The organism is Selenihalanaerobacter shriftii, assembly GCF_900167185.1.
Taxonomy (GTDB): domain Bacteria; phylum Bacillota; class Halanaerobiia; order Halobacteroidales; family Acetohalobiaceae; genus Selenihalanaerobacter; species Selenihalanaerobacter shriftii.
This window is the reverse complement of record NZ_FUWM01000006.1, coordinates 187,435-205,157: the sequence shown is the minus strand read 5'-3', so window position 1 is coordinate 205,157 and position 17,723 is coordinate 187,435. Positions and strand designations below refer to the sequence as shown.

The following is a 17,723-nucleotide window of genomic DNA, read 5'->3' as shown; positions in this document are numbered from 1 at the left end:
ATAGTAGATATCTACTTTAAAAGTCAGAACGAAAAATATGCCACCTTAAAGAGTAGTAGTACCGATAATGATCAAGAGATAGATCATGACCCAGCGGATAAACTAATCAAGACCCCTGGTGGCTTTCGGATGTTACTTAATAATCAGGAGATAATCTTTGCTAGTAAAGAAGATAAAGCCAAGATGTGGTTAAGAGAAGAGAGTTTAAACTTCTCCGTAGCTGATAAAAGTAAAATAATACTTGATAAAGATAAAATTAATCTCAAGACCGGAAAAGCAAATGGAGTCATAGATGATAATAAGACAGAATTTTCTTTTGGAAGCAAGAGGTTAAAGATAAGTAAGGATGGAATTAATCTTTCTTAGGGACTAACTTAAGTAAGATATTCAATAATTATAAGAGTATGTAATGAGGAGTTTATTGAGATATAACTCCTCTATTTTATATTATTAAGAGAATTATACTTAAATTTAAATTGTGGATAGAGTTATTTGTTGACTTTGTCATTTAAGAGGAATGATAAACTAATAAATGAAATTATAACTTTTTGAAGGAAATAACTGGTTATAGAAAGAAAAAGAATAAATAATGAGCTTAAGATAACTTAATATAAATTACAATAATATACCATATACTTGTATATAAGTAAAATGAAACAAATGAAAGCAAAATAATTATAATAAATATAAAAATGGAGGTTGAATATATGCCTAAAGAATTAGTAATTGGTAATGGGAATCTTCTAATCAATTTTGATCAGAATATGAATATAAGAGACTTTTATTATCCTTACGTAGGTTCAGAAAATCATATAAATGGTCATCGAATTAGGATAGGGGTCTTAATTGATGATGATTTCTATTGGTTAGATGATTCCTGGCAAAGAGATTTAAAATATCAGGAAGACACATTAGTAACTACTACTACCTTTACTAAACCAGACGCAGATTTAAGATTAAAAATGACAGATACAGTCTGCTATAATTACAACATTTATCTTAAGAATATTAAAGTAGAGAATTTAAAGGAAGAAAAACGGGAGTTTAAGTTATTCTTTTCCCATGATTTTCGTATTTCAGGTTCTGATATTGGAGATACAGCTTTATATGAACCGAATTTAGAAGGGGTTATGCATTATAAGGGTAAGCGTTATTTTTTAATTAATGGTCAACATGAAGAGGAAGGTATTTATAATTATTCTACAGGAATTAAAGGCTTTAAAGGAGCTGAAGGAACGTGGCGTGATGCTGAAGATGGAGAGTTAGCTGGGAACCCGATTGCCCAAGGTTCAGTTGATAGTACTATTAATTTTAAATTAGATTTATCTCCCAAGGGTAGTGAGGATATTAAGTATTGGATTTCAGCAGGTAAAGATTATCAAGAGGTTAAAGATTTAAATGAGTATGTTTTAAATAAAGGAGTTAATCAATTAATCAAAGAAACTGCTCACTATTGGCACTCATGGGTAACCAAGCGCAGTAATAATTGTATTAATTGCGACTTGCTACCATCAAAGTGGCAAGATTTGTTTAAGCGTAGTCTATTAACTGTTAGAACCCAAATAGATAATAGAGGGGCTATTACTGCAGCGAATGATACGGATATTTTAGATTATAACCGAGATCATTATAGTTATTTATGGCCTAGAGATGGAGCGTTAGTTTCTTATTATCTAGATCAGGCTGGTTATCATGGGATTACTGAACGTTTCTTTAGATTCTGTAAAGATGTAATTAACCCAGATGGTTATTTATTACATAAGTATAATCCAGATGGTTCAGTAGGTTCTAGTTGGCATCCGTGGGTTAAAGATGGTCAATCTCAACTGCCAATTCAAGAAGATGAGACTGCTTTAGTTATTTTTGCTTTAGGTCAGCATTATCGAAAGAGTGGTAATTTAGAATTTATTCATGAAATGTACGAACCATTAATAAAGAAGGCAGCAAATTTTATGGTTAAATATATAAATAATGATTTAAAGTTACCAAAACCAAGTTATGATCTGTGGGAAGAGCGGAGAGGGATTTTAACTTTTACAACTTCGGCTGTATATGGTGCATTGCAAGAGGCTGCTAATTTCGCTAATATCTTCGGAGAAAAAGAAGTAGCCAAAAAGTATGCAAAAACAGCTCAAGAGATTAAAGATGGCATTTTAAATCATCTATACAGTGAGGATTTAGGAAGATTTGTGCGAATGATTAATTCTATAGATGGTCAGATAGTAAGTGATGAGGTAATTGAAAGTAGTCTTTTTGGGATCTATTACTTTGGTGTATTATCTCCTAAAGACTCTCGAGTAGTAAGAACTATGCAGGCTATTGAGGATAGACTCTGGGTAAATACAGAAGTTGGTGGTATAGCTAGATATGAAGCTGATGACTATTTTAAATCATCTGATAACTTAGATAAAGTACCAGGTAATCCATGGATTATTTCTACACTCTGGCTAGCTGATTGGTATATTAAAATAGCAGAAAAAATAGAGGATTTAGAACCGGCCCAAAGATTAATTAATTGGGTAGTAGACCATACTTATAGTGATAACTTATTACCGGAACAGATTCATCCCCACCAGAATAGAATATTATCAGTAGCACCTTTAACTTGGTCTCATGCAACTTTTGTAGGAATAATTATTAAGTATCAAGAGAAATTAGCTGAATTTAGAAATGATGAATAAATTATGCTATAATAGATTTAATTAATATATAACTGGAGGTTAAATAATGGAAAACGTAGACTTGCATTTACACACTACAGCATCCGATGGGTCTTATACCCCTCAGGAATTAGTAATTGAAGCAGCTAAAAGAGGTTTAAAAACAATAGCGGTTACAGATCATGATACAGTAGCTGGTATAGTACCAGCTATGGAACAAGCTAAAGAGTTAGATTTAGAAGTAATTCCGGGAATAGAATTTACAACTTATGTTGATAATCAAGAGGTGCATATTCTAGGTTATTATATCGATCATTTGGATAAAACATTGTCTACGAAGTTAGCAGAGCTAAAAGATGCTAGACGTACTCGAGGAGAGAAAATAGTAGAGAAATTAAATGAATTAGGTGTTAAGGTACAATGGCAAACAGTACAAGAAATTGCTGGTGCTGGGGCAGTAGGAAGACCTCATATTGCTAGAGCTTTAGTTGAAGAGGGTTATGTTAAGGAATTCTCTAAAGCATTTGATAAATATATTGGTGATGATGGTCCAGCTTATGTACCTAAGACCCAATTAACTCCCAAAGAAGCTATAGAGTTAATTGATGAAGTTGGAGGAATTGCTGTTTTAGCTCATCCAGGGTTAGCGGATAATAACGAAATAGTAAATGAAGTAATTGAATCTGGTATTGAAGGCTTAGAGGTCTATTATTCTAAGCATACTTCAGATATGATTAGGAAATATGTTAAGTTAGCTAAAAGATATGAGTTATTACTCACAGGAGGTTCTGATTGTCATGGCCCAGAGCATAAAGGTGAAGTCTTATTAGGAACTGTAAAAGCTGCGGATTGGTTAGTAACTGATTTGAAGGAAGAATATAGAGCTAAGAATGGGATTAATTTAATAGATTTTGATAAATATTTAAAACTTTATCCTAAAACATCTGGTTTATATCCTGAGGAGCTACAAAAAATAGGTAAAGAATATCATCAGAAAGGATATCTAACTAAGGATGAATTATACAATCTAGCTCATTTAAATTCGACTCGTAGCTCTTATCATGTCAAGAAGAATCCAGCTTATCGAGTTAAGAAGGTGACAGAGATAGTTTATCAACTAGATGATGAATTCTCTCAATTGACTTTATTAGTTGGGCTGACAGGTATAGGGATTCCAACAGCTTCAGCTATCTTAACTAGTTTAAATGATACAGAACATGCTGTAATAGATACTAGGGTTTGGGCAACTCTGCACCAAATGGGTTACTTTGATGTTGAAAAAGAATCTTTTACAGCTGATGATTATTTAAGAATTATGGAGATTATAAGAAAATTAGCTTTAGAAACAGATTTAAGTACAGCTAAGATAGGTTATGCACTCTTTGCATATGATGTAGAACATCGAGAAGGCACCTTGCATTAATAAGAAAAAATTAATATTTATGCAGGAAAAGGAAATATATTCTAGAAGAATAATTAATGGTAAAGAGGTAGGAATTAAATTATTAGGTTAGTTAGGAAAGTTAGTAGGGACTTAGTAGGTTAGTAGGTAAGAATTATTATGAAGGATGGAAGGACGGTAGATAAGATGTTTAAGTATGGAGTCTTAGCAGTATTTGTAGGTGTTTTATTGACTTTGAGTTATTTAAGTATGAAAAAGATTAATAATTTAAATGATTACTTTCTTGGTGATCGAAGTATTGGGCCTTGGGTTTCGGCTTTCACTTATGGTACCACTTATTTTTCAGCTGTTCTTTTTATCGGTTATGCCGGAAAGATTGGCTGGGGTTTTGGGTTATCTTCATTATGGATTGCCATAGGAAATAGTTTGGTAGGTAGTTTATTAGCATGGAAAGTTTTAGCTAAGAAGACTCGCCAAATGACGGTTCGTTTAGATTCTATGACTATGCCGGAATTTTTAGAGAGTAGATATAAATCACCAGGGTTAAAGATATTTTCATCTTTGATTATCTTTATATTTTTAGTTCCTTATTCAGCTTCAGTTTATATGGGATTAAGCTATTTCTTTGAACAGATTTTCTCTATCCCATATTTGTGGGCTTTAGGATCTATGGTAATATTGACAGCGCTATTTTTATTATTAGGTGGTTATTTAGCTGTAGCTATAACTGATTTCATTCAAGGAATTGTAATGGTTATTGGGATTGTTGTTATGATTTATTATGTTCTAACCCACCCAGATGCCGGTGGTATTACCGGAATTTTATCTGGCCTTAAAGAGGTTGACCCTAATTTAGTCCAACCAGTAGGTCCTCCGGGATTGATTCCTCTCTTATCCTTAGTAGTATTAACTAGTTTAGGTAGTTGGGGCTTACCACAAATGGTCCAACGCTTTTATACTATTAAAGATGAAAAATCAATTAAACCGGCAATGATAGTTGCTACTTTATTTGGTATTCTAGTTACTGGTGCTGCATACTTTATAGGAGCTACAACCCATATCTTTTTTGATCAGTTACCAGTAGTTAATGGAGTTGCTAATGCTGATGTATTAATTCCTCAATTAATTGTAAAGGTTATGCCAGAAGCAGTAGTTTTATTGATTTTGCTTTTGGTATTATCAGCTTCAATGTCAACTCTATCCTCTCTTGTCTTAGTTTCTAGTTCTACTTTAGCAATTGATTTATTTAAAGGATTTATTAAACCAGATATGTCTGATAAAAGTAGCATATTATTGATGCGTATTTTATGTGTTGTTTTTGTTTTATTATCATTTATAATAGCTGTTACAAGGCCGGCTATTATCTTAACATTAATGGCTATTTCTTGGGGAACCATAGCAGGAGCTTTCTTAGCACCTTATCTTTATGGTTTGCATTGGGGAGGAATTACTAAAATAGGGGCCTGGAGCGGGATTATTAGCGGTTTAACCATCTCTTTAGGGTTATCAGCCTACTTTAAGATGGCAGCCCAGTATATACCGCTAATCGGGTCTTTAGCTATTTTATTACCATTAGTGATAACTCCTATAGTTAGCTTCTTTACCCCTAGCTATAGTAAAGAACATCTCTTGGAGGTATATGGTGACGATTATGACGGGAGGAGCAAATTAAGAATTAAAGAGTTACTATTTAATTTATTAGATTAAAAGGTTTTATAAATAACCTCAAGCATAGTTAATTGATGTTAGCCACTCTAGAATTGAATAGGTTGGAATAAAGAAAAGTATGATTAAGTCTGTTTTCATGTTTGACTGAAAGGAGTTTGAAAACAGTCATAATTTTCTTTATGAAGACCGTTATGAAATTCGTGGGCGTCATCAATTAATTATGCACTCACCAATGTAGAATGGTAGGAAGGGAGTAGAAAAATTATGATTTGGGATCAAGAATATGAACAAATGAGTAGGGAAGAATTAAATGATTTACAGTTAAGTAGGTTAAAAAAGATAGTAAATTATGTTTATGAAGAGGTACCTTTTTATAAGCAACGTTTCGATAAGGCAGGAGTAAAGCCAGCGGATATTAAGACTTTAGATGATATTACAAAATTACCATTTACCACTAAAGACGCATTAAGAGATCATTACCCATATGGTCTTTTTGCCAAAGGGATGAAGGATATTGTAAGGTTGCATTCCTCTTCAGGAACTACAGGTAAGCCAGTAGTGGTTGGGTATACAGCTAATGATTTAGAAGTATGGTCAGACTTAATTGCTAGAATTGTAACTCAAGCTGGAGTGACAGATGAAGATATAGTTCAAATCTGTTTTGGGTATGGAATGTTTACTGGTGGTTTTGGCCTGCATTATGGTTTAGAGGAGGCAGGAGCAACAGTAATTCCTGCATCGGCTGGTAATACTAAAAGACAGATTATGATGATGCAGGATTTTGGAACTACTGCTCTAGTTAGTACACCCTCATATGCCTTATATATTGCTGAGGTAGCTAAGGAAATGGGAATTAACCCTCATGATTTAGGGATTAAAATTGGACTCTTTGGGGGAGAACCTTGGACTGAAGAGATGCGAAGAGAAATTGAAGAGTTATGGGGGATGAGGGCTACTGATAATTATGGTCTAAGTGAATTAATAGGACCTGGTGTTGCTGGTGAATGTACAGAAAGCCAAGGACTGCATATTTCTGAAGATCATTTTATTCCAGAAGTAATTGACCCTCAGACCAAAGAACCTGTAGAACCTGGTGAAAAAGGAGAATTAGTATTTACAACTATAACTAAAGAAGGATTTCCAGTAATTAGATATCGGACTAAGGATATATCTAGATTAATCCTTAAGCCGTGTAGCTGTGGACGTACCACTGCTCGTATGGAAAAGGTTTCTGGTCGAACTGATAGTATGTTAATTATTAGGGGAGTAAATGTCTTCCCATCTCAAATAGAGAGTGTCTTATTAGAAATAGATGAAGTAGCACCACATTATCAAATGGTTATTAAACGAGAAGGTCATTTAGATGAATTAGAGGTTCAAGTGGAGTTAAAACCTGATAAGTTTACTGGAAGCTTTAAGAATTTAGAAGAAATAGAGCGGAAGATAAGTAGAAATTTAAATAGTGTTTTATCGTTACAACCAGAGGTTAAATTATTAGAACCTAAATCTTTAGAAAGAACTCAAGGTAAAAGTAAACGGGTAATAGACAAAAGAACAGAAGCAAGTTAAGCAGTAAGGCCTATCTAATATTAGATAGGCCTTCTTTATTACAGACAACATTATATAATCTATAATTATAATTTAGTCAACATATTTCTGTAGCGACTCTTAAAAACAGTTTGGAACCATGGAGGTTGCAGAGAAATAATATTAGCTCTTTGCATTTAAATTAGAGAACTAATCTTTTTTACTAGTTCCTGATTTACTACCATAGCCAGTATTGGTCTTTATACTGGTTATGGTGGAAAACTGTTTTTTGACAATGAACGGAGCAGGAGGCGGAGTGAATGACAAGCGAAAGATGTGTGTTGACTTCGCTCCTAGACTAGATTATTAATCAGAAATTTCTTTAAAATTTGAAAAGTAAATATCATATGGTATAATAAACGGTAGTGGGTAGAATGTATTAGAATTGGAGGGACATTAATGAGGAAAGTCTTAACTGGAGATTTAAAACCGGGTATGAGAGTAGCTAAAACTTTATATGTATCAGATGGAAGGATTTTATTGAATTCAGGGGTTATTCTTAAGGAGGCTTATATCCGTCGGTTAAAAGAAAAAGATATACCAGCAGTTTATATCATGGATGAAACATTACCAGAGGTAGAAGTGCCAGAATTCATTTCGGATCAAACTAGATTACAGACTGCCGAAACATTAAGAGGATGTATGAATAGTATTGATATGGGTACAGAATTAAATGCTCGTAAAATAAAAAAGACTGTTAATGAAATAGTCGATGAATTAACCTCTAAACGTCATGTGATAGTTCATTTAAATGATATTAGAGCTTATGATGATTATACTTTTGGTCATTCAGTAAGTGTGACGGCTTTATCTATATTAACTGGAATAAGTTTAGGCTATAATAAATTAGAATTACGTGATTTAGGAGTCGGAGCCTTATTACATGACGCAGGAAAGATTAAAATTGATGAATCTATTTTACTTAAACCTTCTAAGTTAACAGAAAATGAGTTTGAAGAAGTCAAACAACATCCTAGAATAGGTTATGATCTTATTAAAGAAACAGATGGAATTAGTTTTCCTTCAGCTCATATAGCTTATCAACATCATGAAAAATATAATGGTAGTGGTTACCCACGTGGGCTTAAAGGTGATGATATTCTTGAATTTGCTCAAATTGTAGCCGTAGCAGATATTTATGATGCAATTACTACTGACCGAGTTTATCGAAAGGCATTACCTGCTCATAAGGCTTTAGAAGTAATGCATAATTTAATGCAGGCACAGTTAAATCCTGATATTGCACAAATGTTATTTAAGAATGTAGCTGTATATCCTATTGGAAGTGTAGTAGAATTGAATACTGGAGAGTTAGGGATAGTAGTAGATGTTAATAAGGAAGATTTATCAGCTCCAGTAGTGAGAATAATTAAAGGTGATGAAATAAATCAAGATGAGATAACTGAGATTGACTTAATGCATAATAAAGGAATAATAATCAAAGATGTAATAACAGATAGAAAGAAATGGGAAGATAATAAATAATTAATTAATCATAAAAGCGAGGGAGATGCCATGGATATAGATAGGATTGGAGTCTTTATGGATCGAGACGGTACTGTAAGTAAAGAGATTGGCTATGTAAATCATGCAGCTAGATATGAATTATTACCTAGAACAGCTGCAGCCATTAAGTTATTGAATCAAAAAGGGATTAAAGCTATCTTAGCCACTAATCAAGCTGGAGTAGCTAGAGGTTATTTTCCAGAAGAAAGAATTAAGGAAGTACATAACAAATTAAAAAGATTACTTAAAGAAGATGATGCTTATTTAGATGCTATTTATTATTGTAAACACCATCCAGATGTAGGTGAAGGTGAATATCGACTAGATTGTGACTGTCGAAAACCTAAACCAGGGATGTTAACAAGAGGCGAAAAAGAGTTTGGATTAGATCTAGAAAGGTCATATATGATCGGAGATAAGATTAGTGACGTAGAGACAGCTAAACGTGTAGGCAGTAAAGGAATTTTAGTCTTAACCGGTTATGGCCGAGGAGTTTATGAATATGAACAGGAGAGTTGGCCAGTTAAACCAGATTATATAGCAGAGGATTTATATGATGCAGTAGAATGGATTATAGATGATATCGGTTTAGAGTAAACATAGAAGGGAGCAAAGTTGGAGATGAAAGAACCGGCAACCTATTTACCTGATTTTAATAAACAAAATATTTTAGTTTTAGGAGATATTATCGCTGATGAATTTATTATTGGTCAACCAGAAAGATTATCAAGAGAAGCACCAGTACTTATTTTAAAGCATGATGATTATTCTATCCTACCTGGCGGAGGTACTAATGCTGCCAACAATGTTGCTGCATTAGGTGGACAAGTCTACTTAGCTGGAGTGATTGGTGATGATAATGCCGGAGATAATTTAAAAAGCTATTTAGATGATCGTGGCATTAAAACTAAAGGATTAATTATAGATAAAACGAGACCAACATCAGTTAAAACCCGTATTCTAGCCGGGGGAGGACAAACAGTTAAACAACAGGTAGTTAGAATTGATAAACAAGAGAATAAAGATATTAGTAAAGAAATTGAAGATGAATTATTATCGTATGTAGAGCAGATTATTTCTAAAGTAGATGCCATTATTCTTTCTGATTACGGGAATGGTGTCTTTACTCCACGGATAAAAGAAGAGGTCATTAAATTAGGTAATCAAAATGATAAGATAATAGCTGTGGATTCAAGGTATGAATTATTAAGCTTTAAAGACGTAACGGTTGCTACTCCAAATAAAGAAGAGACTGAGAAAGCATTAGGAATTGAGTTAGATAGTGAAGAGAAAGTCCAGCAAGCAGGAGAACGATTATTGGCTGAGATAAATGCAGATTCAATATTAATCACATTAGGTGGCGAAGGGATGACTAGCTTTGCTGAAGATGGAAGCTCATCACATGTGCCTGCGTCTAACTTTACTGAAGTCTTTGATGTAACCGGAGCTGGAGATACAGTGATTGGTACTTTAGTTTTAGCTTTAGCTAGCGGAGCTGATTTAGAGATAGCTATGAAATTAGCTAATTATGCTGCCGGTATAGTAGTACGTAAGACCGGTGTTGCTACTACAAGTCCCGAGGAATTAAAAGAAGTATTAGCTGAATAAAGGAAGGATGCTACTTATGTCAAAAAAAGTGATTAAATTAACTAATCTAAAATCTACTTTGAAAAATAAAATTAACTCAGAAGCGGAGATAGTCTTTACTAATGGTTGTTTTGATATTTTACATGTAGGTCATGTGAGATATTTACAAGCAGCTAAAGCTAAAGGAGATATTTTAATAGTAGGAGTTAATAGTGACTTATCAGTTAAGCAGTTAAAAGGAGAAAAAAGACCGGTTGTTCCTGAAAGTGAAAGAGCAGAGATGTTAGCTGCCTTAGAGATGATAGATTATGTGGTTATCTTTGATGAGCTGACAGCTAAGAATACTATTGAGGAATTACAACCAGACATTTATGTTAAAGGCGGCGACTATAAGATAGAAGAACTACCAGAAGCAGAGGTAGTTCATGAATATGGCGGTAAGATAAAACTCGTCAAAGAAGTAAAAGGAGCCTCAACAACTAATATAGTAAAAGAAATCTTAAAAAGATATTAAGTGTTCCTAGCTAACTCTAACAAAACCTCCCTATTCTCTTCAAAATACTCAATTAACTTAGTTGGTGGTAAAGGACCTTCCACCTTACCATCTCCTATCTCAATAGTAAATCCAGGCTTTTTAAACTCTTTAATAAACCAATCTTTATAACCAGCTGCTCTAGTGTCACTTTCTTCAGGGTCAACTAATTCATATCCATTCTTAGTACTTAATTTTTTGGCTAATTGGTAGTCTCTATCATATTGATTACCAGTTTGATTATAGTACCAGTAGATAACAGAACCACTATGGTGAAAAGATACTGCTGCTGCAAATTTATTCTTTCTAGTTAGCTGAGCTAAGGCTTGACTTTCTGGCTCACTTTCAGGAGATGGTCCTTTATAACTTTCAAAATGTGGTTCTTCTTTAGATTCAACTACTTCCCAGTCTGCTTTAAACTGTTTATTTAAATCTACTCCTCTACTATTAGCTTTCCACCGCTTAAACTCAGAATTTCCTTCATTAGCTTTAATATAGAAATCCTTATTTGTCTGATTTGATAAACCATGAATAGCTATATTAATTCCATCTGGATTTAGCATAGGAATAAAATAAAAAGTTACTTTATTAAATAACTTATGCAGATCATAATTTCCTATATCCTGGCTAGCATCAAAATGTTTAGCATACTCTTCTAGTAATTTTAGTGTCAATAATGAAGTTATATTTTCCCTACCGTGAAAACCGCTGGTTACTATAATTTTTTTATCACCATTTCCTAATTTCAAAAGGAATAGCTTGCGATTATTGACGGATTTTCCAATAGAAGTTACATCTATATTGTCATATCTCTCATCTAACTTATTAACTTGTTCTTTCATAGTTGCATAAGAATAATTAGGAGTTACAGTTACAATAGGTGTATTTTCTTGTTGATTTGGTTCATCATTTTCAGGTTTTGGACTATTATTCGAAGAATTATTTTGGCAAGCAAATAAGGAAACTGTTAGCAGACTTAATAAAATAATATATGCTAACAATTTTTTATAGTTCATATTGATTATCCTCCAATCTTAAATGTTATAAGTTTAGTATTTAGTTTATTGATTACTTTTATTATTTCTATCAAAATAAATCTAACTTATTCCCCGGGGGGGCATAATATTGGTGAATTATTTAACAATATGAAGAATTAAGCTACAACAGAACTTAAGAATATCATTAATCTATATAACAGTCTCCATTAGTGAAATAATTCTTTATTATTGACTTTTTTGACAAAAAACGATATACTTTTATTAACGAATTAATAATACCCCTGTAGGAGGGGGTAGGGGAGGTAATATATAATGAAATTCACACAGCATCGTAAAAAACTACAAATTATAGGAACTATTCTCATGTTTCTATTAGGATTAGGTCTGTTTAATCATAAAATTGGTTTAATATTTATAGCTGTTCCGATTTTTGCGGTCTTACTTTCAAATGTCGTAGGTAGATTTTGGTGTGGTTGGTTCTGCCCTAGAGGTTCTTTTTTAAGTACAATAATTAGTAAAGTTTCGAGAAATAAAAAAATTCCTAAATTCTTAAAATCAACTACTTTTAAAGCAATTGTTGCTACCGTCTTATTAACAATGTTTATGATAGCTTTATTGGGATATAATCCTTTGATTCAAGATGAATCTCCTTTAGTTAGAGCAGGAGCTTTTATGATCTTTGTATGTATTGTAACTACTGTTTTAGTAGCTATTCCATTAGGAATTATTTATAAGCCTCGTACTTGGTGTTCTTTCTGTCCAGTAGGCTGGTTACAGTCTGCATTTAGTAAGAATAGAAAATTAAATATTGAAATTAATGATTGTAAAGAATGTGGTATTTGTGCTAAAGAGTGTCCAATAGATATTCCAGAAGATTATATAGGAGAAGAAGAAGTTATTGATGATGCCAACTGTCTAAACTGTATGGTGTGTGCTGATGTTTGTCCATTTGATGTTGCTACACCGAAGTTCGACTGACTTATATTAGATATTAATTTAATTATGACCGAGCTTTCTTGCAGAAGAAGGTTCGGTTTTTTATATTAAATGTGATTTTTTTAATAAATTTGTAGTAATTTGTTGACAACTTATATTAGTTTGGTTATAATTTAATTGAAGATTAATGTGAAAGTGTTCACAATAACATACTAAAACTTCTAAGGAGATGATGTTATGAAATCATTAGCTGAATTACAGAAGTTAAAAGAATCAGTAGAAACTAAGATAAAACTCCGACATCAAGAAGAGAGTATTCGAGTAATAGTAGGAATGGGGACTTGTGGTATAGCTGCTGGAGCTAGAGAAGTGATTACTAAATTGGGAGAAGAGATTGAGAGAAGAGAATTAGGAGATGTCACTTTAACTCAAGTTGGGTGTATGGGTTTATGTGAAAAGGAACCAATTATTAAGATAGAAAAAACTGATGGTACTAAAAGAACTTATGGAGAGATTAAAGCAGACCGAGTAGCTAAGTTAGTTACTCAAGATATAGTTAATGATCAAGAAATTCAAGAATGGCTAATAGGAGATAATTAAACTAGAATTATTGCTAACATAGGAGGGATTAAATGATGAAATTCCAAAGAGCGCATATTTTAATTTGTGGAGGGACAGGTTGTGCTTCCTCAGGTTGTAAGGAGATTGAAACAGCATTTAAAGAACAGTTGACTAAGTATGAATTAAAAGATGAGATAAGCTTAATTAAGACAGGGTGTTTTGGTTTTTGTGAAATAGGTCCGATTGTGGTTGTTTATCCAGAAGGCGCTTTTTACTGTCAAATAGAGGCGGATGATGTATCTAAGATTGTTGAGGAACATCTATTGAAAGGTCGAGTTGTTAAAGATTTATTATTTACAGAACCTACTACTAAAGAGAAGGTAGTTGAATATAAAGAAATTGGTTTTTATAAGTACCAAGAAAGAATTGCTTTAAGAAACTGTGGAAATATTAATCCAGAAGATATTGAAGAGTATATTGCAGCCGATGGATACCAAGCTTTAGGAAAGGCAGTTACTGAGTTTACTCCACAAAAAGTAATCGATATAGTTAAAGATTCAGAAATTCGAGGTCGTGGTGGAGGTGGATTCCCTACTGGTCTAAAGTGGCAATTTACTGCTGATTCGGCAAGTGAAAAAAAGCACATAATATGTAATGCTGATGAAGGAGATCCTGGTGCTTTTATGGATAGAAGTATTTTAGAGGGAGACCCTCATAGTGTATTGGAAGCCATGGCTATTGCTGGGTATGGAGTTGGCGCTAATCAGGGATATATCTATGTCAGAGCCGAATATCCTATTGCAGTACAAAGATTGAGGATAGCTATTAGTCAGGCTAGGGAATATGGATTATTAGGTGAGAATATCTTTGGTTCTGATTTTAATTTCGATATTGAATTACGATTAGGAGCAGGGGCTTTCGTTTGTGGAGAGGAGACAGCATTAATTACTTCCATTGAAGGGAATCGTGGTGAGCCAAGGCCAAGACCTCCTTATCCAGCTAGTAAAGGCTTATGGGGCCAACCTACTTTAATTAATAATGTGGAGACTTACGCTAATATTCCATTAATTATTTCAAAAGGTGCAGACTGGTTTAAGGATTTAGGAACAGAGAATAGTAAAGGAACTAAAGTCTTTGCTTTAGCAGGTGATATTAATAATACTGGTCTAGTAGAGGTTCAGATGGGAACTACTTTAAGAGAAGTTATTTATGATATCGGCGGTGGCATTCCTGATGGTAAAGCATTTAAAGCTGCTCAAAGTGGTGGACCGTCCGGAGGTTGTTTACCAGAAGAATATTTAGATATTCAGATAGATTATGATACTTTAATGGATGCTGGATCTATGATGGGATCTGGTGGATTAATCATTATGGATGAAGAGACCTGTATGGTAGATATTGCTCGTTTTTATTTAGATTTTACTAAAGAGGAATCGTGTGGGAAATGTGTACCATGTCGAGAAGGAACTACTCGAATGCTAGAGATTTTAGAACGTATTACTGAAGGGAATGGAACGCCAGGGGATATTGAAAAACTAGAAACTTTAAGTGAAATGATTAAGGATACGGCCTTATGCGGCTTAGGACAGACTGCTCCGAATCCTGTTTTAAGTACTCTTGAACATTTTAGAGCTGAGTATGAGGCACATATTTATGGTCCAGAATGTCCAGCTGGAACTTGTACAGCTTTAGTGAAATATAAGATTGAAGCTGACTTATGCAAGGGTTGTGGTTTGTGTAAACAAGCATGTTCAGTTGGGGCAATAAAAGGTGATAAAAAAGAGGTGCACACTATTGAACAAGATCCCTGTATTAAGTGTGGGGCTTGTATTGAGAAATGTCCGTTTAATGCTATTAGAACTTAGTAAAATTAAACTAAATTATATATAGAATGATGAAGGGGTGCTGATAATGGATGTAAACATAGAAGTAGATGGACAAGAGTTTGAGGTTGAATCTGGACAGACAATTTTAGAAGCAGCTTGCGAATTAGAAATTAAGATTCCAACCCTTTGTTACCTTAAAGATAAGAATGAAATAGGTGCTTGTCGGATATGTATAGTAGAGGTTGAAGGCAGTGGTTATCAACCTGCTTGTACTTTCCCGGTTAGTGATGGATTAGTAATTAAGACTAATTCACCAAGAGTGCGCCAATTAAGAAGATTAAATATGGAATTAATTTTAGCTAATCATCCCCAAGAATGTCTGCAATGTGAGCGGAGTACCAACTGTGAATTACAGAGGTTAGCTAAAGAGTTAGGAGTGGAAGGAGTTAGATTTAGTGGTGAAGTTATAGATTATGAATTAGATGATTCTACTCCTTCTATAGTAAGAGACCCGAATAAATGTATTCAGTGTCGGCGTTGTGTAAGTGTTTGTGATAAAGTCCAAGGGGTTAAAGCTTTATTTCCGAACCACAGAGGCTTTGAAACAATAATTTCCCCAGCTTTTAACAAATCTTTAGAAGATGTAGCTTGTTCTTTCTGTGGTCAATGTATTCATGCTTGTCCAGTAGCAGCTATTAAAGAAAAAGATAATACTAAAGAAGTTTGGCAATTATTAAATGATGAAAAGAAACATGTAGTTGTACAAATAGCGCCAGCAGTGAGGGTATCACTTGGTGAAGAGTTTGGTTTGGACCCGGGTACTTTAGTTGCAGATAAACTAGTAACTGCTTGTCGCCGTCTGGGTTTTGATAAAGTATTCGATACTGTCTTTTCGGCTGATTTAACAATTATGGAAGAAGCACATGAGTTAATCTCCCGTTTAGAAACTGGAGGTTCTTTACCACTTTTAACTTCATGTAGTCCAGGTTGGATTAAATATATCGAACACTTCCATAATGATTTACTACCTAATTTGTCTACTTGTAAATCTCCACAGCAAATGTTTGGAGCTATGGCAAAGAGTTATTATGCTAAAATGAAAGGAATCAATCCAGAAGATATTATGGTAGTTTCGATTATGCCTTGTACTGCTAAAAAGTTCGAGGCGGCTAGAGAGGAGATGGAGGTAGATGGAATTAGAGATGTAGATTCAGTAATTACTACTCGAGAATTTGCCAAGATGATTAAGATGGCAGGTATAGATTTTTTAAATCTACCAGGAGATAAATTCGATGAGCCGCTTGGGATTACTACTGGAGCTGGAGATATTTTTGGAGTAACTGGAGGAGTAATGGAAGCTGCTTTACGGACTGTTTATGAGAAAGTAAATGGTGACGAGTTAGAACGATTAGAATTTGATAATGTTAGAGGATTTGCCGGAGTTCGAGAGGCAGAGGTTAATTTAAATGGAGAAGAGATTAAAGTTGCTATTATAAATGGACTTAGGAATGCTAATGATTTATTAGAAGCTATTAAAGCTGGTGAAAAAGAATATCACTTTGTTGAGGTTATGGGATGTCCTGGTGGCTGCGTTGGTGGGGGTGGACAACCGATTCCTACTAATGAGGAAATAATAGCTAAACGGGGAAATGGGTTATATAGTATTGATGCCAGTAAAAACATAAGAAAGTCACATCAAAATCCAGTAATTGAAAAGATATATGAAAACTATTTAGATAATCCTGGTGGTTCAAAAGCACATGATTTATTGCATACTACTTACCGATCTAGAGATAGGTATTAAAGGAGGTAATCAATATGACTGAAGCTAAAAAAAGTTGTCCTGGCTGTGATGGTAATAATGATGATAAACGATATCAAGAGCTAGATAAAGTAATAAATAAATACAAAGGAGAACCAGGAGCATTAATTCCGGTCTTACATGAAGCCCAGAAAATATTTAAATACTTACCAGAAGAAGTTCAAACTTATATAGCTAGAGGCTTAGAGATCTCTCCTAATGAGGTATATGGAGTAGTTACCTTCTATTCTCATTTTTCAACTACTCCACAAGGTGAATATAAGATTGGAGTCTGTATGGGAACAGCTTGCTATGTTAAAGGAGCTGGTAAGTTAATTGAGGAAATTGAAAAAGAATTAGATGTTAATGTTGGTGAGACAACACCTGATCGTAAATTTACTTTAGTGCAAACGCGGTGTATTGGAGCTTGTGGTTTAGCACCGGTTATAACTATTAATGATGATGTTTATGGTCGTTTAACTCCAGACCAAATCCCTGAAATTTTGGATAAGTATAGAAAATAAAAAATTTAATATATAACTTAATAGTTAAAGAAGGTCAATACATCTTTGAAGAGATATATTGGCCTTTGTTTTATTTTGCCATAAAATTATTTTAAAGTTTGGGAAGGAAAAGGAGGGATATAGATAGAACCTAGT

Annotated in this window: 15 protein-coding genes; 14 read left to right on the top strand and 1 reads right to left on the bottom strand. The window is 33.7% G+C overall.

Translation table 11 applies throughout. The features are described 5' to 3' along the window. From B5D41_RS14060 to rfaE2, 9 genes are all read left to right on the top strand, one after another. A partial coding sequence (locus B5D41_RS14060) for a hypothetical protein (RefSeq protein WP_159442882.1) occupies positions 1-366 on the top strand: 366 nt, incomplete at its 5' end. A gap of 341 nt (positions 367-707) precedes the next feature. Continuing rightward, complete coding sequence (locus B5D41_RS04360; protein WP_078809383.1) at positions 708-2,681, top strand: glycoside hydrolase family 15 protein; 1,974 nt, start codon at positions 708-710, stop codon at positions 2,679-2,681. Positions 2,682-2,727: 46 nt separating this feature from the next. Then, positions 2,728-4,083 (top strand): PHP domain-containing protein, encoded by a 1,356-nt coding sequence (locus tag B5D41_RS14350; RefSeq protein ID WP_234983889.1) that lies wholly within the window; start codon positions 2,728-2,730, stop codon positions 4,081-4,083. Between the two features lie 138 nt (positions 4,084-4,221). Beyond that, a complete protein-coding gene (locus B5D41_RS04345; RefSeq protein ID WP_200806415.1) occupies positions 4,222-5,769 on the top strand; it encodes a sodium:solute symporter family protein in 1,548 nt (515 codons plus the stop codon). A 225-nt stretch (positions 5,770-5,994) separates the two neighbouring features. Continuing rightward, on the top strand, positions 5,995-7,299 hold the full coding sequence (locus tag B5D41_RS04340; protein WP_078809382.1) for a phenylacetate--CoA ligase family protein: 1,305 nt from the start codon (positions 5,995-5,997) through the stop codon (positions 7,297-7,299). A gap of 417 nt (positions 7,300-7,716) precedes the next feature. Beyond that, positions 7,717-8,802 (top strand): HD-GYP domain-containing protein, encoded by a 1,086-nt coding sequence (locus tag B5D41_RS04335; RefSeq protein WP_078809381.1) that lies wholly within the window; start codon positions 7,717-7,719, stop codon positions 8,800-8,802. A gap of 30 nt (positions 8,803-8,832) precedes the next feature. After that, positions 8,833-9,420 (top strand): D-glycero-alpha-D-manno-heptose-1,7-bisphosphate 7-phosphatase, encoded by a 588-nt coding sequence (locus B5D41_RS04330; RefSeq protein WP_078809380.1) that lies wholly within the window; start codon positions 8,833-8,835, stop codon positions 9,418-9,420. 24 nt (positions 9,421-9,444) lie between these two features. Continuing rightward, complete coding sequence (locus tag B5D41_RS04325) at positions 9,445-10,431, top strand: bifunctional heptose 7-phosphate kinase/heptose 1-phosphate adenyltransferase (RefSeq protein WP_078809393.1); 987 nt, start codon at positions 9,445-9,447, stop codon at positions 10,429-10,431. A 16-nt stretch (positions 10,432-10,447) separates the two neighbouring features. Next, positions 10,448-10,924 (top strand): D-glycero-beta-D-manno-heptose 1-phosphate adenylyltransferase, encoded by a 477-nt coding sequence (gene rfaE2 / locus B5D41_RS04320; RefSeq protein WP_078809379.1) that lies wholly within the window; start codon positions 10,448-10,450, stop codon positions 10,922-10,924. On the opposite strand, the gene B5D41_RS04315 is transcribed toward rfaE2, so the two are convergent. Beyond that, complete coding sequence (locus B5D41_RS04315) at positions 10,921-11,958, bottom strand: M14 family metallopeptidase (protein WP_078809378.1); 1,038 nt, start codon at positions 11,956-11,958, stop codon at positions 10,921-10,923. The two genes, rfaE2 and B5D41_RS04315, sit on opposite strands and share 4 nt — an antisense overlap. Positions 11,959-12,252: 294 nt before the next feature. Between B5D41_RS04315 and B5D41_RS04310 the strand changes: the two genes are divergently transcribed. The 5 genes from B5D41_RS04310 (at position 12,253) to nuoE (ending at position 17,588) form a co-directional block, all read left to right on the top strand. Continuing rightward, complete coding sequence (locus B5D41_RS04310) at positions 12,253-12,918, top strand: 4Fe-4S binding protein (protein ID WP_078809377.1); 666 nt, start codon at positions 12,253-12,255, stop codon at positions 12,916-12,918. A 195-nt stretch (positions 12,919-13,113) separates the two neighbouring features. After that, the gene (locus tag B5D41_RS04305) at positions 13,114-13,476 is read left to right on the top strand and encodes a (2Fe-2S) ferredoxin domain-containing protein (RefSeq protein ID WP_078809376.1); all 363 of its coding nucleotides are present in this window, start codon (positions 13,114-13,116) and stop codon (positions 13,474-13,476) included. A gap of 35 nt (positions 13,477-13,511) precedes the next feature. Continuing rightward, positions 13,512-15,302, top strand: coding sequence for an NADH-quinone oxidoreductase subunit NuoF (gene nuoF / locus B5D41_RS04300; RefSeq protein ID WP_078809392.1), 1,791 nt, complete (start codon positions 13,512-13,514; stop codon positions 15,300-15,302). A gap of 46 nt (positions 15,303-15,348) precedes the next feature. Further along, positions 15,349-17,067 carry an NADH-dependent [FeFe] hydrogenase, group A6 gene (locus B5D41_RS04295; RefSeq protein WP_078809375.1) on the top strand — a complete coding sequence of 573 codons (1,719 nt, stop codon included), beginning with the start codon at positions 15,349-15,351 and terminating at the stop codon, positions 17,065-17,067. A 14-nt stretch (positions 17,068-17,081) separates the two neighbouring features. After that, positions 17,082-17,588, top strand: coding sequence for an NADH-quinone oxidoreductase subunit NuoE (gene nuoE / locus B5D41_RS04290; RefSeq protein WP_078809374.1), 507 nt, complete (start codon positions 17,082-17,084; stop codon positions 17,586-17,588). The last annotated feature ends 135 nt before the right edge of the window (positions 17,589-17,723 follow it).